A 12,636-nucleotide genomic window follows, 5' to 3' on the forward strand; every position below is an offset into this window, starting at 1 on the left:
TTCTCTTTATTTTTTAGCCTATTAATAATAGATAAAAAAATAAAGCCCTAAGGCCCTATTTTCTCTATGTCATTAAACAATTATATTTTTAGAAAATAATATAATTAAAATATCCGTTTATCTCTATTCTTTTTTAATATAAGCTTATTGCAGAAACTAATAGTATTAAATTTATATTCTTATTTTCTATTTTCTTTTCCTTAAGCTTTTTTAATATTTCTTTAAATACTTTATCTCTTTTATATTTTAATCCATCTAATAAGATTATTATAAATTTACTAAGAGTTATATATTCCGTTAAGTTTTTACTTTCTTTTAAAAGTGTATTCAAACTTTCTACATCTAGTTGTATAAGCTTTTCTATATTTATATCATCTTTTGCATAGTACTTTCTCATTAAGTTTAATATAATCACCGTATCCTCACTTGATACTTCCCCAATAACTTTAGAAAATAACATGACTTTTTTTATACTTCCTGATTTTTTAAATTTAGAATTTAATATTTTTACCATCTCTTGCATATAAACATCTAGTATATCTATTAAATATATTCCACCTTTATTTTCCTCTTTAAATAACTCTCCATGTAAATTATTTAGTACCTCATCTATTCCTTTAAATTTACTTTTAGGTGATTTAGTTAACTTTAATATTTCATTTTTTATTTCACTTAATATTCCACCTTCACTTAATTTACCAATTTCTTTAAATTTGCTATTTAAATATAAGTTTAGCATTATGCCTTTTTTCTTTAATAAATTTTCATCTTTAATATCCTTTAATAATATATACACTAATACTAATGTATCTTTGTTTAAACTATTTAATGCTCCATTTAAGTAATCATATTCATCTTCTATTACTTCAATATTACTAGCCTTATATAATTCTTCTTCATTATTAATTACTTTTAGAATTTTACTTACTTCTTTTAAGCTTTCTTTTACACCTTCTAATATTTCTTCTGCTTCTATATTCTCTATTATAGATCCTTCAGTTTTGAAAATTTCTCTATTACTATTGATAGTTTCTTGTATTACATCTAATAAAGGCTCTGCATTTCTTTTTTTTATTACTGCTAATGCTTCTTTATTCTTTTTTCCCTCTTCTTCTAAAACCCGTATTTCTTTTTTATATTTTATTAGTTCCTCATTTAAATTATTTATTCTTATCTCTCTATCCCTATTTGTCTTACTTAAAGTTTCTTTTAACTCATCTACTTCCCTTAATAATTCTTCTTCATTTAAAGAGTAGCTTTCCCTTGATGCTATTTCTTTAGGGGTATCTTTTGGTATTTTAAACTTTTCATTAAAATCCATTGGCAGTTTTTTCTCTATATTTTTTAAATACCATAAAATAAAATCATATGTATATTCTAAACAAGTGCTATGATTAAAATCTTTATCAATCTCATGCGCATATTTATTTCCTGCAAACCTTATATATTCAAGCTTTGCGTAAATACTCTTTGGTATCATTTCTTTTATATATATTATATTTCCTTTTAAGCTTCTCATGCTTGATTCTTCATAAGCTCCTAATCCACTTTTAGAAAATATCATTTCTTTTATTCCATATTCAATAAGTTTTCTACAATCTATAAATATCATATCTTTATTTATATCACTATTAAATACTAATTCATCATTTTTTAAATACTCATAGAATTTTTCAAGATTTGTGTTTTTTATTATTTCAAAATTTAAACTCTTATCCATACTACCCCTCCAATCTTTAAATACATTATATCATGTATTCCATCATTTCAATGTTATATAAATCTTAATTCTATTTTTTAACTTTCTTTGTATTTTTTAAACTTTGTATTAATCCAGAGTATTTCACTTGACTATAACCTTAGGTAATATTCTATAGTATAATTATAGGTATTATTCTATGAATAATTTTTATTTATAACATACAAAATATTATAATCAAAGGAGGAATTTTATATGAGTAAAAAAAGTTCTAAGGTTTTATTAATCATGTTTTTACTTGGTATTTTCATGGGATCTTTAGACACTGCAATCATTTCCCCTGCTCGTACTATTATGGGGAACACTTTACATATATCAGCAGACGCTAGTATATGGATCATAACTTTATACTCACTTATTTACGCTGTATCAATGCCAATAAGTGGAAAGCTTGCTGATAAATTTGGATTAAAAACTATGTTCACAGTAAGTATATTATTATTTGGAGTAGGTTCATTTTTATGTGGTATTTCAAATTTTTACGGAAGTTTTCACTTCTTATTAATCTCTAGAGCTATCGAAGCTATCGGTGGAGGTGGAGTTATCCCTATTGCAACAGCCTATATCGGAATGAGTTTCCCACCGGAAAAAAGAGGTATGGCTCTTGGAATGGTTGGTGGAATCAATGGTATTGCTACTTTAATTGGACCATCTCTTGGTTCTTTCATATTAGATACTTTTGGTGGAACACATTGGGATTTACTATTCTTTATAAATATCCCAATTTGTATAATGGTATTTATTGTATTATTAGCAACTAAAGTTGAAAAATTTGAATCACCTAAGAAGAAACTTGATATTACAGGTAGTGTAGTTTCTGGATTATTTATAGTTACTCTTATGCTATTTATTACAAATTTAAATTTTGTAAATTTAAAAGCAAGCTTTTTATCAACAAAATGCTTCCCTTATTTAATAGCTGCAGTAGTTCTATTCCCAATCCTTCTATTTGTAGAATCAAGAGCTGAGGATCCAGTTATAAACTTAAAATACTTTAAGAAACGTTCTTTAGTTTCTGTATTTATAATTGCATTTTTAGTTGGTGCAGGACTTATGGTAGTAGTATTCTTACCTCAATTCTGTAGTAATGTACTTAGATTAAAACTTGGTTCTGGTGGATATTTCGTAACATTAATGGCACTATTCTCTGGTTTTGCTGCACCTTTCGGTGGAAAACTTATTGATAAGTTCTCTCCAAAGCTTGTTCTTATATTTGGATTTATTTCAACTATTATAGGAACACTTTTATTAGCTTTAGTAGTTACTGCAACTTTAAATACAGTACCTCTTGTTATTGGATTAGCTTTTATGGGCCTTGGAGTTGGATTTACAATGGGAACTCCATTAAATTATGTTATTCAATCTTCTGTTCCAAAAGAAGAAATAGGATCTGCTCAATCAACTCTTTCTTTAATAAGATCTTTAGGAGTTGCATTGTCACCAAACCTTTTAGTTGGATTTATTTCAGCTGCTGGTTCAAATGTAGGAACAAACCTTATGGGTATATTACCTAAAGTACCTGGTGCTGGAGCAATGACTTCTGGACTTCATAGTTCAGCTATGGTCAATGCTTTCCAAAATGCTAATGTTACAACTATTTTTGAAACAGTAAAGAATTTTGTGTCAAACCAATTTAATGCTATTGCTCCTAAGCTTGCAGAAAGCTTACGTGGTGTTCCTCTTCATGAAAGAACAAATACCATAGTCAATATGAAAATGAACTATATGACATCTATAGACAGATTACGTTTAACAATAGAAAGCACATATCAAAAAACTATGAATGCTGGATTTTCTAAAATGTTCTTAACATTAACAATAATCGCTGTTATTGCATTTATAATAGCATTAACTTTACCAAAGAAAATATCTAGCACTGAAGAATAAAAAAAAATGAGTACCAATTGGTACTCATTTTTTTTACTTTATTTTCTTTATTGCTGTTACTATCCAATTTGCAACTTTCTTATCATTCCAAAGTGGCAAACTAAATTCCATACATAAAGTAGCTTCTTCTATACTACCTTTTTCATAATAAAGGATTTCTCCCTCACATGCTTGTTCTCCACCATATAGACATTCAATAACTTTGAAGTTATGTTTTGTTGCTTTTTTAAGCCATTTTCTTGCTCCCTGTCTATCTCCAAGTGCAAGGCTATATAGTACTCTTGCATATTTAAAGAATACAGAATCATCTTCTTTAAACTTTTCAAATAATTCTTTTACATAATCATATTCTTTAACCAATAAAGCTCTAAAAATTAGAGAATGTCTAACATTTTTAGTATCTGCTTCATTAAACTCTAAAAGTTCTTTTTCTAGTTCAAAACTTCTTCTAAAATCACCTAATGCAAAAACATAAGCTGAAAGAGTTGCTTGTACTGATAAAAAGAAATCGCCTTCAGCAGATACTCCAATATTACCATTATTATCTTTAAAATATTCGCTTCCTAAACTTTCTTTTAACATATTTAAGCAAGCTTCTATTTCTTTAGCTCCATTTTCTATGTTTTCATCTTCTAATGCTTTATTGAATTTATCTACTACTAATATTTCTTTCGAGTCATCATTCTTAACTTCTTTAGTATCTTCTTCACTAATTTTCCATTCACTATTATCTTTTTGTATATTAAGTGCTTTTCTTATTTCACGTGACTTTGTTCCTATAGTGCTTTCAGACACTGAGAAAAAATCTGCAAGTTCATCCATATGTATACCTTTTTTAGATAAGGTATCGTTTATGAAAAATATTGAATGTGCTATTCCAGCAGCCCAAGTGCCAGTTTTTCCTCTATTTAAAGCTAAGTTTTCACAATTTGCAACAGCTTCAGTTAATCTTAAAAACTTCTCATTATATAAATCATCTAAAACTTTAGTTCCAAACTCTACTAACATATCAGTAATATCTTTTACTTTAACTTCTAAATCTACGGGTATGTTTAAATCCTTAACCATTTATGCCTCCTAATGTTTTATTGGTTTAACTCTAAAATTAAACTACATTATGATATTATACCCTAAAATCTAAAATTTTTCACTAGTTAAATTAAGTAATCAATCATTCCACCTGTTCCTAAAGTTATTATCTTCCAGTCTCCTTTATTTTTTTCTAGAAGGAAAACTATCTTTTTAGTTTCATCTTTATATTTTGATCCTTTCTTATATTTATGAAGTAAATCTACACTAAATGAAGCATACTTATCCCCTGTTAATTCTATACCTTTTTTATTTCGATTTTTAACATACTTCTCACAATACTGAGAATATCCATCATTTTTAATTTCTATTATCTCTAAACTTTCTAACTCCTTTGCTCCTAAAAATATATTTGTAGCTTGCTTTTCTCCCCATCCATCTACCATATATTTTTTAATGTCCTTTTTATCCTTTTTAGACATTTCTGTTATGAAACCTCTTATTGTATTTCTAGCTGCTGCTTTTTCCGCTGTATTCAATTGTTCACTTGGAAATATTATATTTAAGGCTACATATAGTATAAGTATCATACATATGATTATTACCCCTATCAACATTGTATTTTTCTTAGTAAGATATCCTTTATATTTTTCTAACATATAATCACCTCACTAATTTATATTTCTCTTTACCCCTTTATATGATAAAAGAAGTGATGATTTTATTGCATATAATAAAAAGCCTATTAATGAATTGAATGTAATTCATTAATAGGCTTTTACTCTTACTCTAACTTTTTCTTAAAGTACCTGTTTTTTCTAAGTATGTGTTTTCATTATTATATTTCTTTTTGTAGCTTTTTACTTTTTGCTCTTCTAAATTTTCTTCGTAAGTTTTATTTTTCTTTGTCATAAGACTTCACTCCCTTCTCTATATATATTTTAAGGTAAAGTCCTTCTTTTTATTCCTTGTAAATTTTTCTTATATTACCCCTATTTTTTCTTTTAGTTTCACTCTATCTAAAGCAAATGCAACTATATAAAAAATAATTCCACTTGCAATAGGCTGGATACAATCTAAAATTATAACTGTTATTGCAACTTCAATACTACCTGTAATAATTACATTTGCTATTGTATATCCAATACTTGTTATAAAAATACATATTAAAGGTGCAATAATATTTCTTTTATTTAATATTTTATCTCCTTTATTTGTAAAGCAAATTACTAATAAGGATTTTATTATTATCGTTGGAATTATATACATAGGTGCATTTGATAATAGATCTGCAAATCCTCCTCCAATAGCTGCTGCTAACATAGCATACTTAGTTGGAAGTATTATTGCACATATATATATAACTACATCTCCTAAATGTATATATCCACCATATCCATTTGGAATGTGCATTATATATACAGTCACTATTGTTATTAATGCTGCAAAAAGTCCCACCTTTGATAATAGATTACTTTTTTTACTCACTTATCTTAACCCCTTTTAAAACTCTTTCAAAATTTATTCCTTCTTTTGTATTTGTTACTCCATGCTCTATACTATCTACAATTGCTTCTTTTATAAATTTTGTAGCTAATTCTAAAGCTTTAAATATATTTTCCCCTTTAAGCATTGTTGCCGTTAAAATAGATGTAAAAATATCTCCTGTTCCACTAAATGAATATGGATAATATTCTTCTTCTACTATGTAAAATTCATTGTTTTCCTTATCATAAGCTAAGTTTTTTATTTTATTTTCATATATTATTCCTGTTAAAACTACATATTTAGGACCTGCCTCAGCTATTTTTTTTGCTAGATTCTTACCAACACTCTCATCTACTATCACATCTAGGTCTGTATTTGTTAATATCTTAGCTTCAGTTAAATTAGGTGTTACTACATCTGCATATTTTATTAATGCCTTTATTTTTTCACACATTTCTTTTGTATAAGTAGTATAAATCTTATTGTTATCCCCCATGACTGGATCTATTACCACAAATGAGTCCTTGTGATTTTTTATAAATCCCTCTATTATCTCAATTGATTTTTCCGAACCTAAAAAACCACTATATATTCCTTTAAATTTTCTTCCCTCATTTTCCCATACATTTATGTAATCTTGCATATATGGTGTAAAATCAAAAAAGTAAAATTTTTCATAAGCAGTTTGATTTGATAAAATTGCTGTTATTATTGGATTTGCTTCAATTTCAAAATGCGAAAAAATCGGTATTGATACCATAAGTGAGCATTTCCCAACTCCTGAAATATCGTTTATAATCGCTATATTATTTTTCATAACATCCCCCTAAAGTTTTATTTTTATTTCAATATATTAGATATTAACACATTAAGGTACTTTTTTTAAAAGTACCGATACATTTTCTGTATCATTTGTTACAGAAATATTTTTTGTTTTAATATATACTATAATAAAAATAGAAAGTAAAAGAAAATTACTTTTACTTAAGGAGGTTTATTTAATGGCTTGTGGATGCGGAAATACAAATGGTGATGGGAAAAAAATCTGTGATTTAGTTAGAAGTAAAGGATTTGAGGCTATGCCTACAAAGGTTGTTCATACTATTGAATGTTCTTGTGGAAAGAGTTTTGAAATGACTACTTTAGTTCAAGATTGCCCACATTGTAAAATTACATATGCAGTTACACCTTGTAGCTCTGATAAAAGAGAAAATATCGCTTCTTGCGGTGAAAATTATTAAATAAAAAAATGGAGTTTAAAAAGCTCCATTTTTTTATTCATATAGGAAACAAAATTTTGGTTTTTCATTTTTACAAATATCTTTTCGCTCTTTGCATCTTGTATAAAATTTACATCCTTTAGGTAAATTTCTTCCTGATGGTATTTCTCCTTCTAATAACTCTCTACTTCTTCTATCTTTTGGATTTTTTACTGGTATTGAATTCATTAAAGACTTAGTGTATGGATGTTTCGGATTATTATAAATTTTTTCCCTTTCTCCTTCTTCCATTACACTACCTAAATACATAATCATTATTCTATGACTTATTTTTCTAATCCATTCTAAATCATGTGATATAAATATATAAGATGTTTTATATTCCCTTTGTATTTTCTTTAATAATTGAATTATACTATTTCTTGTTTTAATATCTAGAGATGAAATTGCTTCATCTAAAACTATAATTTCTGGCTTTAGAGATAACGCTCTTGCAATACATATTCTTTGACATTGTCCCCCTGAAAACTCTCTTGGATATTTATATAAATCTTCTTTTCTCAATCCACATATATTTAAAAGTTCTATTATTTTCTCTTCTGCTATTTTTTTTTCATAAATTTTATTTTGTATAATACCTTCAAGCATTATTTCTTTTATATTCATAGTAGGATTCAATGAACTATATGGGTCTTGAAACACCATTTGAATTTTAGATCTAAGTTTTTTTAGTTCTTTCCCTTTAACTTTTGAAAAATTTTCTTTATGTAATATTATTTCTCCACTATCACACTCTAAAAGTCTGACTATAAGCTTTCCTAATGTAGATTTTCCTGAACCTGATTCTCCCACTATACCTAAAGTTTCTCCTTTAAGTAGCTTAAAACTTATATCATCAACTGCTTTTAATCCATCTTTCTTCTTATTAAATAATCCTTTTGTTTCAAAGAATTCCTTAGTTAATTTTTTTCCTGCTAAAACTATATCTTCTTCTAAAATAGTGTTTTCTTCTATGTAGTTTTCCTTATTTATCTCTAAAAGTTCTTTTGTATATTTCTCTTTTGGATTTTCAAAAATAGAAAAAACATCTCCTGTTTCTATGACTTTACCATCTTTCATAACTACTATATAATCACATATTTCAGCACAAACCCCTAAATCATGAGTAATAATTACTACAGTCATATTTTTTTCTTTCTTTATTTTTTTTATAAGCTCTAAAATCTGTGCTTGTATAGTTACATCTAATGCGGTTGTTATCTCATCGGCAATTAATACCTCTGGATTCAATAAAAGAGATGCTCCAATTAAAATTCTTTGTCTCATTCCACCTGATAACTGATGAGGATACATTTTTAATACTTCTTCTCCATCACTTATTCCTACTTTAGTTAGCATATCTAATGCTAATTTTTTCGCTTCTATCTTATTTATACTTTTATCTTTTATTAATGCCTCAATTAATGCATCTTCTACTTTATATAAAGGATCTAATGATGAAAGTGGATCTTGAAATACTATTCCAATTTCTTTTCCTCTGATTTTTTCTTTTTCTTCTTCTGTATAATCTATTACATTCTTTCCTTTAAATAATATTTCTCCACTTTGTTTTTTATTTTGTAACAACCCTACTAAGCTCATACCTGTTACAGTTTTTCCTGACCCTGATTCACCGATTATTCCAATAATTGAATTTTCTTTAACTTTGAAATTAATATTTTTTAATATTTCTGTTTCTCCAAATGATAAAGAGTAATTTTTATATTCTATTATATCCACTTTCTATTCCTCCTTTCTTAAAATAGCTTTTCCTATAAAATTGAAACTCAATATTATCAAAATTAAAAATATACTTGGGAAAACTACTAAATATGGATATGTCATAATATTTTGCTCACCAGCATTTAACATACTTCCTAAAGATGCTATTGGTGGTTTTAAACCTAGTCCTAGGAAACTTAACATTGCTTCAGTTAAAATAGCACTTGCAGCTGTCATTGTTCCTGATACAATAATTGTATTTAATATATTTCTTATTATATATTTTCTTATTATTTTGACTGCATTTATTCCTTGAAGCTTTGCAAACTGCACATATTCCATATTCTTTATTTTCAAGACTTCTCCTCTGATCAATCTAGCTGTACCCATCCATGAAAATATAGATAAAACTAATAGAATTTCTATAAGGCTAGACTTTAGTATTACACTTAATGCTAATAATATAAAGAAGCTTGGCACACTCATTAGTATCTCTAATATTCTCATAATTATATTATCCGTTTTTCCACCTATGTATCCACTTACAGAGCCTACAATAGTTCCTAATAAAGTAGACACTACTCCTACAACAATTCCTATTAATATAGTTATTCTTGCTCCATATAATATTCTTGTTAAATAATCTCTTCCTAATGAATCTGTTCCAAAAGGATGTTTTAAAGTTGGACTTAAAAAAATATCATTCATATTTATACCATTAACCTTATAAGGTGATAAAAATGCAAATATAGAAAGAAGCGTTAAAGTAATTAGGAATATTATACTAACTAAACCTATTTTATCTTTTTTTATTTTAAGTAAAATTTCCTTCATTATTTTAGACCTCCTTTAATTCTTGGGTCTACTATAAAATATAATATATCCGAAATTAAATTTCCTAATATAAGCAATATAGAACCAAACATTGTAATTGCCATAATAGTTGGATAGTCAAATCCTGTTGCCGCATTATATGCAAGTCTTCCTACTCCTGGCCATGCAAATATTTGCTCTATAACTACAGATCCCATAACTACATTTGGTAAACTCATCCCAATTAATGTTATGACAGGAAGTATACTATTTTTTAAGACATGTTTGTAAAATACTTTTTCTTTTGACAATCCTCTTCCTAAAGATGTTTTTACATAGTCTTTTTCCATTTCTATTTCTACATATCCTTTTACATATTGAATTATTCCACCTATATCACTTAATACCATTGCTGTAACTGGCATTATCAAATGAACTATAAGCCCTAATATACTTTTATCTCCCACATCATACATTCCTATATTAGGAAGTAAATTAAGCTCTACTGTAAATATTATTATAAGTATCAATGCTATTAAAAATGATGGTGTTGCAATACTTATACTTGATAAAATATCTATTATTTTTCCTTTTTTATTTCCTTTATTTTTCCCTCCAATTATTCCTAATATTATTCCAAATAAAAATGTTAATATTATTGATATAATACTTAAGATTAAACTGGGTATTAGTCGTATCCCTATCTCATCTATAACTTTACTTCCAGAAATAAGTGAATATCCAAGATTCCCTTTTAATACATTCTTAAGCCAATAGAAATATTGAACTATTATCGGTTTATCTAACCCTAAATTATGTCTTATAATTTCTACTTGATGATAGTTCATTCCTGGTCTTTCATACATCTTAATGGGACTTCCTGGAGCCATTTTTATAATAAAGAAACAAATTATTGATATAGCAAATAACATGGGAATAATTTGTATTATTCTCTTAATTATATACTTTACCATTTTTACCTCTCCTTTCTTCTTTTGTATTAAATAAAAACTGGGTATATAACCCAGTTTTTTTTATTTTATTTAATTTTTATAAGATAATGCACCTAGATTGTTGAACATTGAAATAGGTTGTAATCCTGCTTCCTTTATACCTTCTAAATCCTTAGATACTAAAACTATATCTTCTGGATAATTCATTACATAAAGAGGTGCTTCCTCTGATAATTTTTGTTGAATTTCTGTATAAAGTTGTTTTCTTTCACTTTCTGTTTGTGCACTTTGTGCTTTTGCAAATAATTCATTTATTTCTTTATCATTGAAGTTTGAAGCATTGTTAGCTCCATCTGTAGTAAATAATATGCTGTATCCATCTGGTGTAGTTCCCATATTATAACCATTTATAGCTAAATCGTAATTTTTATTATTTGGTGTAAATATTTCTTTAAAGAACGCATTTAATTCTATTGGTTCTAATTCTACATTTATTCCTATTTGACCTAAATCTTGTTTTATTATTAAAGCTTGATTTTGAGCCCATTGGAATCCAGCTGCATATGAAAGTCTAAGAGTAATATTCTTTTCTCCTGATTCTTTCATAAGTTCTTTTGCTTTATCTACATTGTAGCTATAATTAGTTACATCATTTGTATAATATTGTGTTCCTGGTGCAAATACTGAATTTCCTTCTTGTACATATTTGCTATCTCCATATTCAGCTTTTGTTAAAGCATTCTTATTTAAAGCATAACTAATCGCTTGTCTTACTTTTAAATTTTGAAGTGCTTTATTTTCAAAGTTGAATACCACACTATTTACTAATCCTGAACTCATTGTTTCTACATTATATTTAGAAGTTACTTTTTTATTACTTAATAATTTATTTGATCCAAATGCTGCTGAAAGTTGTCCTGACTCTAAAGCTGCGTCACCTGAGTTTCCATTTGGTATTACTCTAAATACAACTTTATCTATATTTGCTTTTTTACCAAAGAAATATGGATTTTGTACAAGTGTTACTTCATTTCCAGCTTCTTCACTTTGGAACTTATATGGTCCATCTCCAACTGGATTTTTATTTTCTTCTGCTGTTTGTAAATTTGTTACATCCTTATAAATATGCTCTGGAATTGGATATAGTTGTGATAAATCTCCAACAAAACCTAATGATGGAGCCGGTAATGTAAATTGTACAGTCGTAGAATTTATTTCTTTAATTTCTACTGGTTTATTATTTATCATAAATGTTTGCATTACTAATGCATTATTTTTTGGATTCATTATTTTATTAAATGTAAATACTAAATCATTAGCTGTCAATGGTTGTCCGTCTGACCATTTTAAATTTGATTTTAATGTTACAGTATAAGTTTTACAATCTTTTGAATGTGTTACTTTCTCTGCAAGCCCATTGTAATCTATTCCTCCCTTTGAATCTAATGTATAAAGTGGTTCGTATAAAACATCTGTAACCATTAATGAACTACTTGAGTTCGCATATAATGGATTCATTGTAGGTGGTGTTGATGAAAGTGATAATACCAATGACTTATTGTCATTTTTTGAATGTGCATGTGCATTTATCGCATATCCACCTCCAATTATAATACCTAAAATAATTATTCCGCCTACTATTTTTGTAATTTTTTTTTTATTCATATCTTCCTCCGCTTTCTGCTAATCCTAGGTAATTATAATTCAAATTTATGAATTATATTTG

Annotated in this window: 12 protein-coding genes; 2 read left to right on the forward strand and 10 right to left on the reverse strand. The window is 27.1% G+C overall.

Annotation, left to right across the window (positions count from 1 at the left end; translation table 11 throughout):
• Positions 1–133: 133 nt before the first annotated feature.
• Positions 134–1,720: a hypothetical protein gene (locus Q0W06_RS03120; protein ID WP_297631275.1), complete on the reverse strand. Its 1,587-nt coding sequence runs from the start codon at positions 1,718–1,720 to the stop codon at positions 134–136.
• Between the two features lie 234 nt (positions 1,721–1,954).
• Between Q0W06_RS03120 and Q0W06_RS03125 the strand changes: the two genes are divergently transcribed.
• Positions 1,955–3,646, forward strand: coding sequence for an MFS transporter (locus tag Q0W06_RS03125; protein WP_297631278.1), 1,692 nt, complete (start codon positions 1,955–1,957; stop codon positions 3,644–3,646).
• A gap of 33 nt (positions 3,647–3,679) precedes the next feature.
• Here the strand turns inward: Q0W06_RS03125 and Q0W06_RS03130 are convergent, their stop codons facing one another.
• The 5 genes from Q0W06_RS03130 to Q0W06_RS03150 all read right to left on the reverse strand — a co-directional run bounded on the left by Q0W06_RS03130 (position 3,680) and on the right by Q0W06_RS03150 (position 6,980).
• Positions 3,680–4,714, reverse strand: coding sequence for a DUF6398 domain-containing protein (locus Q0W06_RS03130; protein ID WP_297631280.1), 1,035 nt, complete (start codon positions 4,712–4,714; stop codon positions 3,680–3,682).
• A gap of 86 nt (positions 4,715–4,800) precedes the next feature.
• Positions 4,801–5,334, reverse strand: coding sequence for a hypothetical protein (locus Q0W06_RS03135; RefSeq protein ID WP_297631282.1), 534 nt, complete (start codon positions 5,332–5,334; stop codon positions 4,801–4,803).
• A gap of 130 nt (positions 5,335–5,464) precedes the next feature.
• Positions 5,465–5,587, reverse strand: a complete 123-nt coding sequence (locus tag Q0W06_RS03140) for a hypothetical protein (RefSeq protein ID WP_297631285.1) — start codon at positions 5,585–5,587, stop codon at positions 5,465–5,467.
• A gap of 69 nt (positions 5,588–5,656) precedes the next feature.
• Entirely contained in the window at positions 5,657–6,163 is a 507-nt protein-coding gene (locus tag Q0W06_RS03145; protein WP_297631287.1) for a TIGR04002 family protein, read from the reverse strand.
• Positions 6,156–6,980 carry a pyridoxamine kinase gene (locus Q0W06_RS03150; RefSeq protein WP_297631290.1) on the reverse strand — a complete coding sequence of 275 codons (825 nt, stop codon included), beginning with the start codon at positions 6,978–6,980 and terminating at the stop codon, positions 6,156–6,158. The genes Q0W06_RS03145 and Q0W06_RS03150 overlap by 8 nt, the downstream gene beginning before the upstream one ends.
• Before the next feature lie 184 nt (positions 6,981–7,164).
• Here Q0W06_RS03150 and Q0W06_RS03155 point away from each other — a divergent pair, with 184 nt between their 5' ends.
• Positions 7,165–7,404 carry a hypothetical protein gene (locus Q0W06_RS03155; RefSeq protein ID WP_297631293.1) on the forward strand — a complete coding sequence of 80 codons (240 nt, stop codon included), beginning with the start codon at positions 7,165–7,167 and terminating at the stop codon, positions 7,402–7,404.
• A gap of 33 nt (positions 7,405–7,437) precedes the next feature.
• Here the strand turns inward: Q0W06_RS03155 and Q0W06_RS03160 are convergent, their stop codons facing one another.
• From Q0W06_RS03160 to Q0W06_RS03175, 4 genes are all read right to left on the reverse strand, one after another.
• Positions 7,438–9,162, reverse strand: coding sequence for an ABC transporter ATP-binding protein (locus Q0W06_RS03160; protein ID WP_297631295.1), 1,725 nt, complete (start codon positions 9,160–9,162; stop codon positions 7,438–7,440).
• 3 nt (positions 9,163–9,165) lie between these two features.
• Positions 9,166–9,978: an ABC transporter permease gene (locus Q0W06_RS03165; protein WP_297631298.1), complete on the reverse strand. Its 813-nt coding sequence runs from the start codon at positions 9,976–9,978 to the stop codon at positions 9,166–9,168.
• The gene (locus tag Q0W06_RS03170) at positions 9,978–10,931 is read right to left on the reverse strand and encodes an ABC transporter permease (protein ID WP_297631301.1); all 954 of its coding nucleotides are present in this window, start codon (positions 10,929–10,931) and stop codon (positions 9,978–9,980) included. The genes Q0W06_RS03165 and Q0W06_RS03170 overlap by 1 nt, the downstream gene beginning before the upstream one ends.
• A gap of 69 nt (positions 10,932–11,000) precedes the next feature.
• Positions 11,001–12,575 carry an ABC transporter substrate-binding protein gene (locus Q0W06_RS03175; protein WP_297631304.1) on the reverse strand — a complete coding sequence of 525 codons (1,575 nt, stop codon included), beginning with the start codon at positions 12,573–12,575 and terminating at the stop codon, positions 11,001–11,003.
• Positions 12,576–12,636 lie beyond the last annotated feature (61 nt).

It is taken from the genome of uncultured Clostridium sp. (assembly GCF_947072515.1).
GTDB lineage: Bacteria > Bacillota > Clostridia > Clostridiales > Clostridiaceae > Clostridium.

Coding starts and splice junctions, on each gene's coding strand:
- Q0W06_RS03120 (WP_297631275.1), bottom strand. CDS start 1,720: ATGGATAAGAGTTTAAATTTTGAAATAATAAAAAACACAAATCTTGAA.
- Q0W06_RS03125 (WP_297631278.1), top strand. CDS start 1,955: ATGAGTAAAAAAAGTTCTAAGGTTTTATTAATCATGTTTTTACTTGGT.
- Q0W06_RS03130 (WP_297631280.1), bottom strand. CDS start 4,714: ATGGTTAAGGATTTAAACATACCCGTAGATTTAGAAGTTAAAGTAAAA.
- Q0W06_RS03135 (WP_297631282.1), bottom strand. CDS start 5,334: ATGTTAGAAAAATATAAAGGATATCTTACTAAGAAAAATACAATGTTG.
- Q0W06_RS03140 (WP_297631285.1), bottom strand. CDS start 5,587: ATGACAAAGAAAAATAAAACTTACGAAGAAAATTTAGAAGAGCAAAAA.
- Q0W06_RS03150 (WP_297631290.1), bottom strand. CDS start 6,980: ATGAAAAATAATATAGCGATTATAAACGATATTTCAGGAGTTGGGAAA.
- Q0W06_RS03155 (WP_297631293.1), top strand. CDS start 7,165: ATGGCTTGTGGATGCGGAAATACAAATGGTGATGGGAAAAAAATCTGT.
- Q0W06_RS03165 (WP_297631298.1), bottom strand. CDS start 9,978: ATGAAGGAAATTTTACTTAAAATAAAAAAAGATAAAATAGGTTTAGTT.
- Q0W06_RS03170 (WP_297631301.1), bottom strand. CDS start 10,931: ATGGTAAAGTATATAATTAAGAGAATAATACAAATTATTCCCATGTTA.
- Q0W06_RS03175 (WP_297631304.1), bottom strand. CDS start 12,575: ATGAATAAAAAAAAAATTACAAAAATAGTAGGCGGAATAATTATTTTA.